General features: G+C 20.7%; 13 protein-coding genes, 5 tRNA genes and 3 rRNA genes. 10 read left to right on the forward strand and 11 right to left on the reverse strand.

The window, feature by feature from the left end; genetic code table 11:
* Nucleotides 1-14: 14 nt before the first annotated feature.
* A tRNA-Cys gene (locus N2590_RS00430) sits at nucleotides 15-85 on the forward strand.
* Here N2590_RS00430 and trmD read toward each other — a convergent pair.
* From trmD to N2590_RS00455, 5 genes are all read right to left on the reverse strand, one after another.
* A complete protein-coding gene (trmD, locus tag N2590_RS00435; protein WP_318165842.1) occupies nucleotides 85-738 on the reverse strand; it encodes a tRNA (guanosine(37)-N1)-methyltransferase TrmD in 654 nt (217 codons plus the stop codon). The genes N2590_RS00430 and trmD overlap by 1 nt on opposite strands.
* Before the next feature lie 15 nt (nucleotides 739-753).
* Nucleotides 754-827 (reverse strand) — tRNA-Met (locus N2590_RS00440).
* Between the two features lie 54 nt (nucleotides 828-881).
* Nucleotides 882-1457 (reverse strand): DUF2797 domain-containing protein, encoded by a 576-nt coding sequence (locus N2590_RS00445; RefSeq protein ID WP_318165845.1) that lies wholly within the window; start codon nucleotides 1455-1457, stop codon nucleotides 882-884.
* A complete protein-coding gene (locus N2590_RS00450; RefSeq protein ID WP_318165843.1) occupies nucleotides 1364-1666 on the reverse strand; it encodes a hypothetical protein in 303 nt (100 codons plus the stop codon). Before N2590_RS00450 ends, N2590_RS00445 begins: the two co-directional genes overlap by 94 nt.
* Nucleotides 1667-1670: 4 nt before the next feature.
* A tRNA-Asn gene (locus N2590_RS00455) sits at nucleotides 1671-1743 on the reverse strand.
* Nucleotides 1744-1787: 44 nt separating this feature from the next.
* On the opposite strand from N2590_RS00455, the gene N2590_RS00460 reads away from it, so the two are divergent.
* Nucleotides 1788-3020: a peptidase U32 family protein gene (locus N2590_RS00460; protein WP_318165844.1), complete on the forward strand. Its 1233-nt coding sequence runs from the start codon at nucleotides 1788-1790 to the stop codon at nucleotides 3018-3020.
* A gap of 25 nt (nucleotides 3021-3045) precedes the next feature.
* Here the strand turns inward: N2590_RS00460 and N2590_RS00465 are convergent, their stop codons facing one another.
* A complete protein-coding gene (locus tag N2590_RS00465; protein WP_318165712.1) occupies nucleotides 3046-4581 on the reverse strand; it encodes a glutamate--tRNA ligase family protein in 1536 nt (511 codons plus the stop codon).
* Nucleotides 4574-5842, reverse strand: coding sequence for a tyrosine--tRNA ligase (gene tyrS, locus N2590_RS00470; RefSeq protein ID WP_318165713.1), 1269 nt, complete (start codon nucleotides 5840-5842; stop codon nucleotides 4574-4576). The genes N2590_RS00465 and tyrS overlap by 8 nt, the downstream gene beginning before the upstream one ends.
* A 10-nt stretch (nucleotides 5843-5852) precedes the next feature.
* Here tyrS and tsaD point away from each other — a divergent pair, with 10 nt between their 5' ends.
* Nucleotides 5853-6887, forward strand: coding sequence for a tRNA (adenosine(37)-N6)-threonylcarbamoyltransferase complex transferase subunit TsaD (gene tsaD, locus N2590_RS00475; protein WP_318165714.1), 1035 nt, complete (start codon nucleotides 5853-5855; stop codon nucleotides 6885-6887).
* On the opposite strand, the gene N2590_RS00480 is transcribed toward tsaD, so the two are convergent.
* On the reverse strand, nucleotides 6884-7111 hold the full coding sequence (locus N2590_RS00480; protein ID WP_318165715.1) for a 50S ribosomal protein L31: 228 nt from the start codon (nucleotides 7109-7111) through the stop codon (nucleotides 6884-6886). The two genes, tsaD and N2590_RS00480, sit on opposite strands and share 4 nt — an antisense overlap.
* Nucleotides 7112-7119: 8 nt before the next feature.
* Nucleotides 7120-8187, reverse strand: coding sequence for an S-adenosylmethionine:tRNA ribosyltransferase-isomerase (locus N2590_RS00485; RefSeq protein ID WP_318165716.1), 1068 nt, complete (start codon nucleotides 8185-8187; stop codon nucleotides 7120-7122).
* 115 nt (nucleotides 8188-8302) lie between these two features.
* Between N2590_RS00485 and N2590_RS00490 the strand changes: the two genes are divergently transcribed.
* The 5 genes from N2590_RS00490 to rrf all read left to right on the forward strand — a co-directional run bounded on the left by N2590_RS00490 (nucleotide 8303) and on the right by rrf (nucleotide 13309).
* A 16S ribosomal RNA gene (locus tag N2590_RS00490) occupies nucleotides 8303-9868 on the forward strand.
* 73 nt (nucleotides 9869-9941) lie between these two features.
* A tRNA-Ile gene (locus tag N2590_RS00495) sits at nucleotides 9942-10015 on the forward strand.
* A 23-nt stretch (nucleotides 10016-10038) separates the two neighbouring features.
* A tRNA-Ala gene (locus N2590_RS00500) sits at nucleotides 10039-10111 on the forward strand.
* A 77-nt stretch (nucleotides 10112-10188) separates the two neighbouring features.
* Nucleotides 10189-13116, forward strand: a 23S ribosomal RNA gene (locus tag N2590_RS00505).
* 80 nt (nucleotides 13117-13196) lie between these two features.
* Nucleotides 13197-13309: ribosomal RNA gene (gene rrf, locus N2590_RS00510) — 5S ribosomal RNA — on the forward strand.
* The 16S, 23S and 5S rRNA genes sit together here with 2 tRNA genes alongside, the layout of an rRNA operon.
* A 3-nt stretch (nucleotides 13310-13312) precedes the next feature.
* On the opposite strand, the gene N2590_RS00515 is transcribed toward rrf, so the two are convergent.
* The gene (locus N2590_RS00515; protein ID WP_318165717.1) at nucleotides 13313-14602 is read right to left on the reverse strand and encodes an alanine--tRNA ligase-related protein; all 1290 of its coding nucleotides are present in this window, start codon (nucleotides 14600-14602) and stop codon (nucleotides 13313-13315) included.
* A gap of 11 nt (nucleotides 14603-14613) precedes the next feature.
* Here N2590_RS00515 and N2590_RS00520 point away from each other — a divergent pair, with 11 nt between their 5' ends.
* Nucleotides 14614-15168 (forward strand): ClpP family protease, encoded by a 555-nt coding sequence (locus N2590_RS00520; RefSeq protein ID WP_318165718.1) that lies wholly within the window; start codon nucleotides 14614-14616, stop codon nucleotides 15166-15168.
* A complete protein-coding gene (gene clpX, locus N2590_RS00525; RefSeq protein WP_318165719.1) occupies nucleotides 15143-16156 on the forward strand; it encodes an ATP-dependent Clp protease ATP-binding subunit ClpX in 1014 nt (337 codons plus the stop codon). The genes N2590_RS00520 and clpX overlap by 26 nt, the downstream gene beginning before the upstream one ends.
* Here clpX and N2590_RS00530 read toward each other — a convergent pair.
* Entirely contained in the window at nucleotides 16146-16946 is an 801-nt protein-coding gene (locus tag N2590_RS00530) for a TrmH family RNA methyltransferase (protein WP_318165720.1), read from the reverse strand. The two genes, clpX and N2590_RS00530, sit on opposite strands and share 11 nt — an antisense overlap.
* Between the last annotated feature and the right edge of the window lie 190 nt (nucleotides 16947-17136).

Below are 17136 nucleotides of genomic sequence, written 5' to 3' on the forward strand. Positions count from 1 at the left end.
AATAAATTAATAATGGCACTATGGCCGAGAGGTTAGGCAAGGGTCTGCAAAACCTTTTACAGTAGTTCGAATCTACTTAGTGCCTTATAAATATTTTATTTTTTTTATAAATTGGTTTAATTTTCTCCATTTTATAATATTTTTATGATTACCTGATAATAATATATTAGGTACTTTCATATTTTTAAATTTATATGGTCTAGTATATAAAGGATATTCATAATCATAATTATTTTTATAAAATGAATCAGTAAATGCAGATTTTATATTACCCAATACACCAGGAATTAATCTAATTATTGAATCAATTACTACTAAAGTAGAGATTTCTCCATTTGATAATACATAATTACCAATTGAATATTCTTTTGTAATTATAAAATCTCTAATTCTTTGATCAATTCCTTTATAATGTCCACAAATAAATAATATATTATTTAATTTAGATAATTTTATAGCTATTTGTTGATTAAATAATTTAGCATCAGGAGTTAAAAAAATAATTTCATTAAAATTAATATTTAATTTATTAATACAATTATATATAGGTTCAATTTTTAGGATCATTCCATGTCCTCCACCATATGGATAATCATCAATTTTATTACCTATAACATAATTTTTTAAATTATGTATTTTAAATTTTAAAATTTTTTTTTTTATAGCTTTTTTAATAATTGGATAAGATAAAAAATTTATCCAAAATTGTGGAAATAAAGTAATAATATTAATAAACATTAAACAAATAAAAAATAGCGGAGACAGGATTCGAACCTGTGACCTTCGGGTTATGAGCCCGACGAGCTACCAGCCTGCTCTACTCCGCAATATTAATAATTAATATAATGAATTATTAATTAATAATAATATAATTAAAATTATTAATAAATATATAAATTAAAAATAAAACCAATATGATTAATAATATTTAAAACATAATTATTGTTAAATATTAAATATTGGCCTTTTATACCTTTTAATTTAAGAGTAATATTTTTAATTTTATTTAATTTTATTATTTTAATAATTTTTGGATATTTAATAATTGGATAGTTAAAATAAAATATTTTATTATTATTAATAATGTATTTATAATAATTAGTTTTAATTAAAATATTAATAATTTTTTTTTTAATTTTTAAAATATTAATTTTTTTTTTAAATTTATTAGTTAACATTATTCTGAAATTAGTTTTATCCGATATATATTGTTTTACTATTTTTTCTATTACACCAGCTATATATCTATTAGGAGTATAAGCAATTATAATAGCTTTAATTGCTCCTTGATCCATTAATCTATTGATAAAATTTGATTTTATAGTTACACCTATTTTAAAATTACTTGTAAATGATAAATAAACTATATGTTTTTTAAATTCGAAATTATTAATTTTATTATTATTATTTGATGAACATAAAATAGGATTAAATATTTTAATATTAAATATTTTGATAAAATAACAGTTTTTACAATATCCATTTCTAAAAATATTTTTTTTTTACATAATAAACAATTATTATTTAAAAATTTAAATATAAAATATTTATTAATATAATTATTTAATAATAATAATTTATTATTTATGTTTAAATAATATAATAAAGTATAATTATATTTTATTAATAATTTATCTAAAATTATAATTTTTTTAAATTTTAACATAATACTCCTCAAGCTGGATTCGAACCAGCTACCTTCTGATTAACAGTCAGATGCTCTACCTGATGAGCTATTGAGGAAAATTAATTTAATAATATATTAATAATATATTAAAAATATAATAATGAAAAAAATAGAATTATTATCACCAGTTGGTAATTATGATAGTTTATATGCCGCTATAGAATCAGGAGCTGATTCAATTTATTATGGTATAGAACAATTAAATATGAGAGCTAGTAAAATTAATTTTACTATAAAAGATATTAAAAAAATAAATGAAATATGTAAAAAAAAAAGAATAAGAAAATATTTAACATTAAATACTATAATATATGATCATGATATCAATATGGTAAAAAGAATTTTATATGAAGCAAAAGAATATAAAATAGATGCAATAATAGCAATGGATAGTTTCGTTATAAAATATTCTAATAAATTAAAATTACCAATTCATATTTCTACTCAATTAAATATAACTAATTTTGAATCATTAAAATTTTATTCAAAATATTCAGATGTATTTGTATTAAGTAGAGAATTAAATTTGAATCAAATAAAATATATAACTAATAAGATAAATATATATAATTTAAAAGGATTTTCAAAAAAAAAAATAAAAATAGAAATATTTTGTCATGGGTCTTTATGTATGGCAATATCAGGAAAATGTTATTTAAGTTTACATACATATAATTCATCAGCAAATAGAGGAGTATGTAAACAAAATTGTAGAAGAAAATATTTAGTAAAAGATAAAGATTCAAATATAGAATTGGAAGTAGATAATGAATATATAATGTCTTCTAAGGATTTGTGTACAATAAATTTTTTAGATAAAATAATTGATTCAGGGGTAAGTATATTAAAAATAGAAGGAAGAAATAAATCACCAGAATATATAAGTAAATGTACTAAATATTATAAAGAAGCTATAAAATCTATATATAATAAAACTTATAATAAAGAAAAAATATTAAGATGGATAAATGAATTAAAAAAAGTATATAATCGTGGTTTTTGGAGTGGATATTATTTAGGGGAAAAAATAGGACAATGGAATAATTGTTATGGTTCAAAAGCAATAAAAAAAAAAATATTTATAGGATTTGTAAAAAAATATTATAATAAAAAAAAAATAATGGAAATTGAAGTAAAATCTAATAATATAAAAAAAAAAGATAAAATATTAATTATAGGTAATAATTTGGGGGTAAAAGAAATAGAAATAAAATTATTAAAAAATGAAAATAAAGAAATAAAAAATAAAATAAAAAAAGGTAATATATGTACTACTTATGTACCTTTTAAAGTATTTAAAAATAATAAAATATATAAAATTATAAATAAATAAATGTATTTATAAAAGTTAATTAATATTAAGGATTTAAAAAAAATAATTTTTTAAAATAAAATATATTATTTTTTTTTTTAAAAAAATAAAAAAATCCTATTCTGTGAAATTGATAAATATTATATAAATTAATATTATTAATAGATATATCTCCATATACGTTAATAGAATTTAAAGAATTTTTATTAATAATATTATTATTTTTAAAATAAATATAATTATATAAAGTAATATTAATTTTAGTATTATATTTAACAGAAACCCATTGAATAGTACTTTTAATTTTATTATTTTTAATAGTATTATATATTTTACAATATATTTTTTTTATATTATTATTAATTTTAACAATTTTAAATATTTTTATAATATAAGAATATTTAAGTCTTACATAATTATTTAATGATAATCTAAAAAAATTTTTATCATAAATATCTTTAAAATCGTTTTTATCTATGTATATAGTTTTAGTAAAAGGAATAATTTTATATTTAGGATAATAATTTTTATTATTTATATAAATCCATTCAATTGAGTTTTTAGGAAAGTTAATAATTGTTAATTTAATTGGATTTAATATAACTAATAATTTAGGTGATTTATTAATTATTTTTTTTTTAATATATAATTCTAATTTTTTTATATTTATATTATTATTTCTTTTAGAATATCCTATATTTTTAATAAAATTAATAATATATTTAGCATCATAACCTTTTTTTTTAAATGAAGTAATAGTACATAATCTAGGATCACATAAATTATTAATAATTTTTGTTTTTTTTAGAATATTAATTTGTCTTTTACTAGTAATAGTATTAGATATATTTAATCTAGAAAATTCAATTTGTTTAGGCTTTATTATATTAAAATTTTTATTATATATTTTATTAATATACCAATCATATAAGGGTTTATGGTGTTGAAATTCAATAGAACATAAAGAATGTGAAATTTTTTCTATATAATCTGATTGTCCATGTGCCCAATCATAAGTAGGGTAAATACACCATTTATCTTTAGTAAATAAATGTTTTTTATTAATAATTCTATACATTATAGGATCTTTTAAATAAAAATTAGGTGAATTATTATTTATTTTAGCTCTTAATATATAAGAATTTTCTTTATATTTACCATTTTTCATATTTTTAAAAAGAAATAAATTATTTTCAATATTTTTTATATTATATATTTTATTATTATATATTTTTTGTATATAAGCTTTTTTTTTAATTATTAATTGTTTAGCCCATTTATATAAAATATTAAAATAATTAGATATATAAGTAATTTTAGTATATTTAAAACCTAACCATTTAATATTTTTAATAATTTGATTAATATATTTAATATTAATATTATTAGGATTAGTATCTTCAAATCTTAAATTAATTTTAGCATTATATTTTTTAGCTAAAGTAAAATTTATATATAAAGATTTAATATGTCCTAAATGTAAAAAACCATTAGGTTCAGGAGGAAATCTAAATTTAATATTTTTAATAGATAATCCGTTTTTTATATCATTATCAATAATATTAGTAATAAAATTATTCATTTAAATTTTTAATTAATTTAATTAAAAAATGTATTTTTTTACCTTTTTGAATAATTAAATATTTATTTTTAATTAAATTATTAAAATTAGTAATTAAATTATTATTTATTTTTAATCCATTAATTAAAAATAAACCATTATTATTAATAAATTTTTTATATTCTGAATTAGAATTAAAAAATATTTTGTTTTTAATAAAATTAAAAATATATATATTTTTTATTTTATTATAATAATAATTATAAGTTTTAATATTATTTTTAATAATATTAATATATTTATTAATTAATTTAATATTAAATTTATTATTAAATAATATTTTTGAAATAATAATTGATATTTTATAATTTTTTTTATTGTGTACCCATTGAGTAATTTCTTTAGCAATTTTATTTTGTAATATTTTTTTTTCAGGATTTTTAATATGATTAGAAATAATTTGTTTAATTATTTTTTTTTTTTTAAAAGAAAAATATTTAATATATTTAATACAATTTTTATCTGATAAATTAATAAAGTATTGATAAAAGTAATAAACTGAAGTATATTTTTTATTTAACCAAATATTATTATTTTTTTTATTACTTTTACTAAATTTTATATTATTATTATTTAATAATAAAGGAAATGTAAATCCATGAACATTTTTATTATATTTTTTTTTTATTATTTTTATTCCAGTTAATATATTACTCCATTGATCAGATCCACCAATTTGTAAATTACATTTATATTTTTTATATAAATAATAATAATCATAACCTTGTAATAATTGATATAAAAATTTTGTAATTTTAATATTATTATTATTATTTAATTTATTATAAATTATTTTTTTTTTTAACATAAAATTTAAATTTATATATTTACATATTTTTTTTAAAAAATTATATAAATTAAGTTTATTTAACCATTTATTATTATTAATAATTTTAATATTTTTAATATTTAATAAATTATATATTTGTTTTTTAATATTTTTAATATTTTTTTTTATTAATTTAATTTTATTTTTATTTAAATTAATTTTAGCAGTAAATTCACCAATTAATATTAAATTAAATTTATAAATTTTATAATAACGATAAATAATAGATATTGGTAATAAATGACCAATATGTAAAGAATCATAAGTAGGATCAAAACCAATATATAAAATAATATTATTATTTTTAATAAAGTATTTAATAATATTATTAGTTTTATTTAATATTAATTTTCTCCATTTTAAATCTTTAAATAATTTTATAATATTATTCATAATAATAAAAATGATAAAAAAAATATTTAAAAAAAAAAAGATAATATTAGGAATTGACACATCTTTTGATGATACATCTGCATCAATAATAAAGGGAAATAGAGTATTATCAAATATTATAAAAGTTCAAAAAATACATAATAAATATAATGGAGTAATACCTAATATAGCATCTAATTATCATTTAAAAAATATATATAATGTAGTAAATATAGCAATTAGAAAGTCTAAAATAAAAAATAATAATTTAATAAATGGAATAGCTTTTACATGTGGTCCAGGATTAATAAATAGTTTAATAATAGGGGAATTTTTTGCAAAATCAATGGCTTTAGCGTTAAATATACCATTATTTGGGGTAAATCACGTACAAGCTCATATATTATCAATATTTTTAAAAAATAAAAAATATCCAAAATTTCCTTATATATGTTTAAGTATAAGTGGAGGACATACTAAATTATTAATAGTAAAGGATTTTTTTAAAATAAAAATAATAGGGGAAACATTAGATGATTCGTTAGGTGATTTAATAGATAAAATATCGAATAAATTAGGATTTAATTATTGTGATGGAGCGGAGATGTTAAATAAATATTGTAAAAAAGGAAAAAATAAATATAAATTTCCTATACCTAGAGTAAAAAATTATAATTTTAGTTTTAGTGGTTTAAAAACATATTTATTTAATTTTATAAAAAATAAAAAAAAAGAATATATAAAAAATAATATAAAAAATATATCAAAATCATTTCATATAACTATTTATAAAATATTAATAGAAAAAATAGATAAATTAATAAAAAAAACGAAGATAAGAACATTATTAATATGTGGTGGAGTATCATGTAATACATATTTAATAAAAAAAATAAAAAAATATAGTGAGGAAAATAAAATAAATTTATTTTATTTAAAAAAAAAAAAATATATAAGAGATAATGGAGCAATGATAGCATTGGTAGGATATTTAAAAGATTATTATAAAATTTATGATGATTTAAATATTAAAAGTAATAGTAAATTTAAAATAGAAAATTATTAATAATTGTATTTTTTATTAAATTTATCAATTCTACCAGTTATTTTATTATGTGTTCTGTGTCCTATATAAAAAGGATGAGAAAATCTAGAAATTTCCATTTTATATAAATCATAGGATTTATTATTAATTTTAATTTTATGTTTAGTATTTAAAGTAGATTTACAGAAGAAATATTTTTTATTATTAATATCTTGAAATACTATTAATCTATAATTAATTTTCATAAATAATATTATATTTTAATAAATAATAAATCACCATAATTAAATAAACAATATTTATATTTAATAGCTTCATTATAAATATGAATAATATTATTATATCCACAATAATCAGCTAATAAATGAAAATAATAAGTATTAGGATAAGGGAAAAAAGTTAATAAATTATTAATAATATAAGATTTATTTTTATTAGGTAGATCAATAAAATTATTAAAATAACCTTTAAAATGTTTATTATTAATAATAAATTTCTGACATGATTCTATAGTTTGATATGTATTTAAACCAATAGCACAAATATTAGAATTATTAATTAATGCCTTTAAAATATAATGAACATTATAAGAAGAAATATGTATAAATTCAGGATTATATAGAAATTTATTAAAATCATTTAAATTTAATAAATTGTATAAATAATAATTAAAATGATTAGTAATATCTAATATTTTTACAAAATTATATTTTAATTTAAGAAAAAATTGTTTAGAAAATTGAATACCAGAGGTAGGTATAAATAAAGCGCCTTCCTTTTTAGCGTAAAAATTTTGATAATAAGTAAAATTTTTAAATAAATTAATAAAATTAAAAATTTTAGGTAATATAAGATTACCAATTAAATTTAATTTTTTAATAAAAGTTTTATAATCAATATTTAAAATTTTTATAAGTCTACCTCTAGAAGAAGTATTTTCTAATATATTAGAAGAAATAATTTGTTTATTATTATTATAATTATAATAAAAGAAATTAATAGTATTACCAATTCTTATTTTTCTAGCATTGTTAATTAAAGTTTCCCAAATATTATTAGATTTATCAATAGCTTTTAATAAAATTAAAGAAATTTTAGATTTATTTTTATAACCAGTTAATTTACAAGGTAAAACTTTAGTGTTATTTCTTATAATTATATCTTTATATTTAAAATGATCAATTAAATAGTTTATATTTTTATGATATAATTTTTTTTTTTTTTTATCAAAAACAAGAAGTTTACAATTATCATGACCAAAAGTTGGAAAAATATTTAAACAATATTTAGGAATATTAAATTTAATAGGATAAAATGTCATTTGGATTTGGATATTTAAATAAAAATATATATAATATTAATAAGAATAAATTTGTTAATTGAAAATTAATAAGTTAAAAATAAAATATTAGAAATTTTATTATTTCTAATATTTAATTATAAAGAGTTTGATCCTGGCTCAGGATAAACGCTAGCGATTAGCTTTACACATGCAAGTCGAGGGGTAATATAGANTAAATAATATTTATTTTATAACGACCGGCGAACGGGTGAGTAAAACATATGTAATTTACATATTGTTGAAGAATAGTCTTATTAATTTAAGAGTAATACTTTATAATGCAATAAATTACTAGGATTTATTGTGAAAGTTTTTTTATATGTTTAATTTATTAAATATATAAATGAATGACAATATATAAGCATATGTCTGATTAGTTAGTTGGTAAGGTAATGGCTTACCAAGACAAAGATCAGTAGGGGGCCTGAGAGGGTGTACCCCCACATTGGTACTGGAACACGGACCAAACTTCTACGGAAGGCAGCAGTGAGGAATATTGGTCAATGGAGGCAACTCTGAACCAGCTATTTCGCGTGTAGGATGAAGGCCTATGGGTTGTAAACTACTTTTGTATAATAATAAAAAATTTTATTAAAAGTAAAATATATTGAATGTTATACGAATAAGTATCGGCAAACTCTGTGCCAGCAGCCGCGGTAAGACAGAGGATGCAAGCGTTATCCGGAATAATTGGGTTTAAAGGGTGCGTAGGTGGATTTTTAAGTTAATAATGAAAGTTTATAACTTAATTATAAAAATGTTATTAATACTAAAAATCTAGAGATAATATGAAGTAATTGGAATATGTGGAGTAGCGGTAAAATGCATAGATATCACATGGAACACCAAAGGCGAAGGCAGATTACTAATATTTATTCTGACATTGAGGCACGAAAGCGTGGGGAGCAAACAGGATTAGATACCCTGGTAGTCCACGCCGTAAACGATGATCACTAATTGTTGGATTTTAAATAATTCAGTAATTAAGCGAAAGTGATAAGTGATCCACCTGGGGAGTACGATCGCAAGATTGAAACTCAAAGGAATTGACGGGGATCCGCACAAGCGGTGGAGCATGTGGTTTAATTCGATAATACGCGAGAAATCTTACCAAGATTTAAATGTGTAACGAATAATTTAGAAATAAATTAGTCTACGGACGTTACACAAGATGCTGCATGGTTGTCGTCAGCTCGTGCCGTGAGGTGTAAGGTTAAGTCCTTTAACGAGCGCAACCCTTATCATTAGTTGCTAACAGATAATGCTGAGGAATCTAATGAGACAGCTAACGTAAGTTAAGAGGAAGGAGAGGATGACGTCAAATCATCATGGCTCTTATATCTTGGGCAACACACGTGCTACAATGGTTGATACAAAGAGTWGCAAWTAGGTRACTARGAGCGAATCTAAAAAATCAATCTCAGTTCGGATTGAAGTCTGTAACTCGACTTTATGAAGATGGAATCGCTAGTAATCGCGTATCAGCAATGACGCGGTGAATAAGTWCTCGGGTCTTGTACACACCGCCCGTCAAGCCATGGAAGTTAATATTATTTGAAGTTAAWWAYTGTAAAAAGTATTAATTAGAGTAARATTAATAACTAGGGCTAAGTCGTAACAAGGTAACCGTATCGGAAGATGTGGTTGGAAATAAACTGTATTTATTTAAAAAAAATTTTATAATAAAAAAAAATTATATTAAAAATAAGAGAGACTTTTATTAAGAATAAAAAAGTCTCGTAGCTCAGTAGGTAAGAGCGCTACACTGATAATGTAGAGGTCCGTGGTTCAATTCCACGCGAGACTATTAAAATTAATAAAAGTAAAAAGGGGGAATTAGCTTAATTGGTAGAGCACCTGTTTTGCATACAGGAGGTAATCGGTTCAAATCCGATATTCTCCATAAGAATTTTGTTATTTGATATTTTTTATAAAAGTTCCATTTAAAAATAATAGTAAATTAGGATTAAAAATATAAAAATAAAAGTTACTATTAATGCATATAATGGATGCCTTGGTTCTGAGAGGCGATGAAGGACGTGATAAACTGCGATAAGTTGCGAGTATTTGGAAGATAAAGTTAATTCGCAAATTTCCGAATGGGGTAACCTATTATATCAAAAATATAATATTATTTTTATTTATAAAAATAAAGCTAACCTGATGAACTGAAACATCTTAGTAATCAGAGGAAAATAAAACAAATAGTGATTTTGTAAGTAGTGGCGAGCGAAAGCAAAACAGTCTAAACTATATTAATTATAGGGTTAGAGGGATTATTAATAACATTAGTTTAAAGTATATTAGAAATATTTGGAAAAATATACCAAAGATGGTGATAGTCCAGTACATTAAATATTTTAAATAAAAGAAATAATTACCTAAGTAAAACGAGACACGTGAAATCTTGTTTGAATTAGCCAGGCCCATCTGGTAAGACTAAATACTACTCAGAAACCGATAGTGAACAAGTACCGTGAGGGAAAGGTGAAAAGAATTTAGAAAATAAATATGAAATAGATCCTGAAATTATATGCAAACAATCAGTCGGAGCTTCTAATAATGAAGTGACGTCTTGCCTTTTGCATAATGAACCTACGAGTTAATTTTACTGGCGAGGTTAAGCAATTATGTTGTGTAGCCATAGCGAAAGCGAGTTTTAAAAGAGCGAAATAGTCAGTAGAATTAGACGCGAAACCGAGTGATCTATCCATGAACAGGTTGAAGCTATAATAAAATATAGTGGAGGACCGAACTGGTAGATGTTGAAAAATCTTCGGATGATTTGTGGATAGGAGTGAAAGGCTAATCAAACTCGGAGATAGCTCGTACTCTCCGAAATGCATTTAGGTGCAGCATTATGTTAATAGTATTATAGAGGTAGAGCTACTAATTTGAGGAGGGTGTTTAAAAACTTACCGAATCTTAATAAACTCCGAATACTATAATATTTATCATAGTAGTGAGGATATGGGTGCTAAGATCCATATTCAAAAGGGAAACAACCCAGACCATCAGTTAAGGTCCCAAAATATATACTAAGTTGTTATAACGAAGTTTAATATCTTATACAACTAGGATGTTAGCTTGGAAGCAGCTATCATTTAAAGAGTGCGTAACAGCTCACTAGTCTAGAAATTAAGCGCGGATAATAAACGGGCATAAGTATATTACCGAAACTATGGGTATATTTTATAAATTAATAATAATTATTAATATATATAATATACGGTAGGAGAGCATTGTAAATTCATAGAAGTTATATTGTGAAATATAATGGAGAACTTACAAAAGAAAATGTAGGTATAAGTAACGATAATATAGGTGAAAAACCTATACACCGAAAAACTAAGGTTTCCTCAGCAATGTTAATCAACTGAGGGTTAGTCGGGTCCTAAAATGATACCGAAAGGTGTAGTTGATGGATAATCGGTTAATATTCCGATACTTATTTATTATAATAATGATGGGAGGACGAAGTAGTGAAACTATTGCGTAATAATGGATTGTTACGTTGAAATATAAAGGAATAAATAATATAGTAAAATGCATATTATTTTCCGAAATATGATAGTACTATTAAATAGATAATATAGGTAATAACTTCCAAGAAAAGTCTCTAAATTAAATAATAAATAACTCGTACCAAAACCGACACAGGTAGTTGAGGAGAGAATCCTAAGGTGCTCGAGTGATTCACAGCTAAGGAACTAGGCAAAATAAACTTGTAACTTCGGGAGAAAAGTTACCATAATATTATATATTATGGTCTCAGTAAAATGATTCAGACGACTGTTTATCAAAAACACAGGACTCTGCTAAAATCGAAAGATGATGTATAGGGTCTGACACCTGCCCGGTGCTGGAAGGTTAAATGAGAGAGTTAATATAATTTATTATATAAAGCTTTTGATTGAAGCCCCAGTAAACGGCGGCCGTAACTATAACGGTCCTAAGGTAGCGAAATTCCTTGTCGGGTAAGTTCCGACCTGCACGAATGGTGTAACGATCTGAATACTGTCTCTGCTGTGAGCTCGGTGAAATTGTAATATCGGTGAAGATACCGATTACTCGCAATGGGACGAAAAGACCCTGTGAACCTTTACTATAGCTTCGTATTGATTTTTAATTAATAATGTGTAGAATAGGTGGGAGACTATGAAGCATTATCGCTAGGTAATGTGGAGTCAAAAGTGAAATACCACCCATTGTTTATTAAATATCTAACTAATTAATAAAATAATTAGGACAATGCGTGGTAGGTAGTTTGACTGGGGTGGTCGCCTCCTAAAAAGTATACGTGCTTCAAGGTGCTTTCACACGTATGGTAATCGTGTGTAGAGTATAATGGCATAAAAGCGCTTAACTGTAAGATATACAAATCGAACAGATACGAAAGTAGGGCATAGTGATCCGGTGGTTCTGTATGGTAAGGCCATCGCTCAAAGAATAAAAGGTACTCCGGGGATAACAGGCTAGTCTCCCCCAAGAGCTCATATCGACGGGGAGGTTCGGCACCTCGATGTCGGCTCGTCACATCCTGGGGCTGTAGAAGGTCCCAAGGGTTGGGCTGTTCGCCCATTAAAGTGGCACGCGAGCTGGGTTCAGAACGTCGTGAGACAGTTCGGTCTCTATCTATTGCGAGCGTAAGAAGTTTGAAGTGGATCTAATTCTAGTACGAGAGGACCGAATTGGGCGAGCCTATGGTGCATCAGTTGTACTACCAAGTGCATAGCTGAGTAGCTAAGCTCGTAAAAGAGAAGCACTGAAAGCATATAAAGTGCGAAACTTACCACAAGATTAAACTTCTTTTAAGGATAGTTGAAGATTACAACTTTGATAGGCTAGAAGTGTACAAATAGTAATATTTTAAGCTGAATAGTACTAATTATCCGTAAACTTTGATTTATATTAATAAGATTTTAATTTGCTATTAAATTTAAATAAAAACTTTTATAAAAAATATTAAAAATAAAAAAAATAAAAAAATGGGTGGTAAAAATAATAATAATCACCTCTTACCATTCCGAACAGAGAAGTTAAAATTATTATAACTGATGATACTAATTTGAAAAAATTGGTAAAGTAAGTACTGCCCATTTTTTTAAATTTCAATTAATTTAGTATTAACAATTTTTAAATTATATTTGTTAGCTATTTTTTTTATAATAAAATAATATAATCCATATGTTTCATAAAGAAATAAAATTAATTTATTGTCAATTAATTTTAAATTAGAATTAATAATTTTATCTTTAATAAAATTTTTAACTATACGAATATTTTTTTTTAAAATAAAAAAATAATTTAATTCTTCTTGTTTTAGAAGTTTAATAATATTTTTATTTTTATTATTAAAAATAGGTATTATTTTAAATAAAAATGGTTTTTTAATATTTAAAAATTTATAAGAATAAATTAAAGATCTTCTAATTAATTTTCTAATAATATATCCTTCTTTTTTATTATTAGGAATTACTCCATCTAACATAGAAAAAAAAATTGTTCTAATATGATCAGATATAATTTTAATAACTATATCAATTTTTTTATTTTTACCATATTTAATACATAAAATATTTTCAATTTTTTTAATAATAGGAAAAAAAATATCAGTTTCATAAGTAGATTTTTTATTTTGTAAAATCATACATAATCTTTCTAAACCCATTCCAGTATCTATATAATTATTAGATAATAAATATTTATTTTTTAATATTTTATTATTTTTAATAATATATTTTATATTAACAATATTCCATAATTCTATTACATAATTATTATTTTTATTTACTAAGTATCTACCATTTTTATTTTTTTTATTTTTTTTATTTCTTATATCAATATGGATTTCTGATGAAGGCCCACATAAATTAAAATTGTCTATTTTCCAAAAATTATGTTTAAAACCAAAAAATAAAATATTTTTTTTATTAATTAATTTTTTCCATATATTATAAGATTTTTTATCAAAATTTAATTTATTTTTTTTATCACCTTTAAAAATAGTTACATAAATATTATTTTTAGATATTTTATATTTTTTAGTTATTAATTCCCATGCCAATTTAATTGCAGTATTTTGGGAATATTCCCCCAATGACCAATTACCTAACATTTCAAACATAGTGTGATGATAATTATCATAACCGACTATATTTAAATCATTATTTTTACCAGTTATTCTAATACATTTTTGAATATTAGCTATTTTTAAATATTTAGGTTTTTTTTTATTTAAAAAATATTCTAAAAATTGATTAATTCCAGAATTAATAAACATTAAATTAGAATATTTTTTATTTTTATTAATTATAGATAACGATTTAAATATTTTATGTTTTTTTTTTTTAAAATAATTTAAAAAAATATTTTTTATTTTATTATTATTCATATTATATATATATGAATGATATATTAACTAAACTTTTAAATGAAAGAATAATATTTATAGGTACTGAAATTAATAGTGAAATGGCTAATATGATCCAATCTCAATTATTATATTTAGATTCAATAAATAATAAAACAATTAAAATATATATAAATTCTCCAGGTGGCGATGTATATTCTGGATTAGGAATATATGATACAATGCAAATAATAAATTCAGATATATCTACTACTTGTGTAGGTATAGCAGCATCTATAGCAGCTATATTATTATGTTCAGGAAAAAAAGGAAAAAGATATTGTTTAAGACATTCTAGAATTATGATTCATCAACCAATTATTAAAAATTTAAATGGACAAGAATCAGATATAGAAATTAAAGTAAAAGAAATAAAAAAAATAAAAAAAGAATTATATAGTATAATATCTTTACATACAAATAATACATTAGAAAAAATAGAAAAAGACGCAGATAGAGATTATTGGATGGATTCCGAAAAAGCAAAACATTATGGAATGATTGATAAAATATTATATAATAATGTTAAAGAAATTAAAAAGTCCTAAAAATATAAAAAAAATATTAGATAAATATATAGTTGGCCAAAATTATGCTAAAAAAGTATTATCAGTAACTATTTATAATCATTATAAAAAAATATTATATAAAAATAATAAAATTGAATTTGAAAAATCAAATATTTTAATAATAGGAGATACAGGAACTGGAAAAACTTTAATAGCTAAAACAATATCAAAAATATTAAAAGTCCCATTTGTAATGGTAGATGCTACTGTATTTACTGAAGCAGGGTATGTAGGAGAAGATGTTGAAAGTATTTTAACTAGATTATTACAAGTATCAAATTATAATATTAAATTAGCTGAAATAGGAATAGTATATATAGATGAATTTGATAAATTATCAAGAAAAAGTAAAAATCCTTCAATTACTAGAGATGTATCAGGGGAAGGTGTACAACAATCATTATTAAAATTATTTGAAAATTCTATAGTTTATATTTCTCCTTATATAGGAAGAAAACATCCGGAACAAACAATGATACCTATTAAAACTGATAATATTTTATTTATTGTAGGAGGTACATTTGAAGGAATTAAAAATATAATAAATAATAGAATTAATGTTAACAAAATAGGGTATGAAAATTTAATTAAAAAAAATAAAAAAAAAGAAATTTTTAAATATATTAATACAAAAGATTTACAAAATTTTGGTTTAATCCCTGAAATAATAGGTAGATTACCAATTATTATAACTTTAGATAAACTAAATAAAAAAAATTTAAAAAAAATACTTATAAAACCTAAAAATTCATTAATTAAACAATATATAGAATTATTTAAAATAGATAATATAAATATTAAAATATATAAATCTTTTTTAAATTATATAGTTAATAAATGTATAAAATTACGTTTAGGTGCTAGAGGATTAAAAAATATATGTGAAAAAATATTTATTAATATTGCTTATAAAGAAATTAAAGAAAATAAAAAAAAAAGAACAATTAAAATTAATATTAAATTTTAATATTAAATAATTTAATTCTTAATATTTCATATATTATAATGGCGAAAGAATTACTAACATTTAATGAATTTATTTCACCATACATAGGAATATGTATATAATTTTTTATATATTTTTTAAAAATTTTAGAAATTCCATTATGTTCATTACCCAAAATAATCCCTATATCTTTATTATAAATATTTATATTATTCTGATATAAACATAAATTATTTTTTTTATATATTGAGGTTCCTAATATATAATAATTATTAATAATATATTTTTTAAAATCATTAAAATTTAATATTAAAATAGGAACAATAAATATACACCCTAAACTTGATCTTATTATATTTGGATTATATATATCTTTTTTATTTATAAAAATAATAAAATTTATAATATTTGTAGCTTCTACGGTTCTAATAATAGATCCTATATTACCAGGTTTTTCAATATTATCTATTATTAAAACAATACTATTATTGTTTTTATTTTTAATATATTTTTTAAATTCTTTTAAAGAATAATTATTTTTTTTTTTAAATACTCCTAATATACCTTCTGTTTTATTACGATAAGAAATTTTTTTATATTTTTTTTTATTTATATAAATAATATATTGTTTAAATATACAATAATCATGATAAATTTTATTAAATATTTCTTTACATATAAAAATTTTATATATTTTAAAATTTCCTTTTAATGCCATTTTAATTTCTCTATTACCTTCAACAATTATATAATTATTTTTAATTCTTTTTTTATTTGATTTTTGTAATTTTATTATATCTTTTATATACATATGTAATAGATATTAAAATATTAAATATAATTTATATATATATAGGTTCACATAAATTAATCTTTTTATTATTTATATATTTTTTTTTTTTATAATAATAATAAGATAAATTAATAATATTTAAATAATTAATTTTATAAAAATAAAAATTATTATTAATTAATAAATTATATTTAATAATTTTTTTATA

Source organism: Candidatus Shikimatogenerans bostrichidophilus, assembly GCF_033372575.1.
Classification (GTDB): domain Bacteria; phylum Bacteroidota; class Bacteroidia; order Flavobacteriales; family Blattabacteriaceae; genus Shikimatogenerans; species Shikimatogenerans bostrichidophilus_L.

Excerpts from the sequence above, each read along its gene's own strand:
- tsaD (WP_318165714.1), top strand. The coding sequence starts at position 5,853 with ATGATAAAAAAAATATTTAAAAAAAAAAAGATAATATTAGGAATTGAC.
- N2590_RS00480 (WP_318165715.1), bottom strand. The coding sequence starts at position 7,111 with ATGAAAATTAATTATAGATTAATAGTATTTCAAGATATTAATAATAAA.
- clpX (WP_318165719.1), top strand. The coding sequence starts at position 15,143 with ATGTTAAAGAAATTAAAAAGTCCTAAAAATATAAAAAAAATATTAGAT.
- tyrS (WP_318165713.1), bottom strand. The coding sequence starts at position 5,842 with ATGAATAATATTATAAAATTATTTAAAGATTTAAAATGGAGAAAATTA.
- N2590_RS00520 (WP_318165718.1), top strand. The coding sequence starts at position 14,614 with ATGAATGATATATTAACTAAACTTTTAAATGAAAGAATAATATTTATA.
- trmD (WP_318165842.1), bottom strand. The coding sequence starts at position 738 with ATGTTTATTAATATTATTACTTTATTTCCACAATTTTGGATAAATTTT.
- N2590_RS00485 (WP_318165716.1), bottom strand. The coding sequence starts at position 8,187 with ATGACATTTTATCCTATTAAATTTAATATTCCTAAATATTGTTTAAAT.
- N2590_RS00450 (WP_318165843.1), bottom strand. The coding sequence starts at position 1,666 with ATGTTAAAATTTAAAAAAATTATAATTTTAGATAAATTATTAATAAAA.
- N2590_RS00465 (WP_318165712.1), bottom strand. The coding sequence starts at position 4,581 with ATGAATAATTTTATTACTAATATTATTGATAATGATATAAAAAACGGA.
- N2590_RS00515 (WP_318165717.1), bottom strand. The coding sequence starts at position 14,602 with ATGAATAATAATAAAATAAAAAATATTTTTTTAAATTATTTTAAAAAA.
- N2590_RS00530 (WP_318165720.1), bottom strand. The coding sequence starts at position 16,946 with ATGTATATAAAAGATATAATAAAATTACAAAAATCAAATAAAAAAAGA.
- N2590_RS00460 (WP_318165844.1), top strand. The coding sequence starts at position 1,788 with ATGAAAAAAATAGAATTATTATCACCAGTTGGTAATTATGATAGTTTA.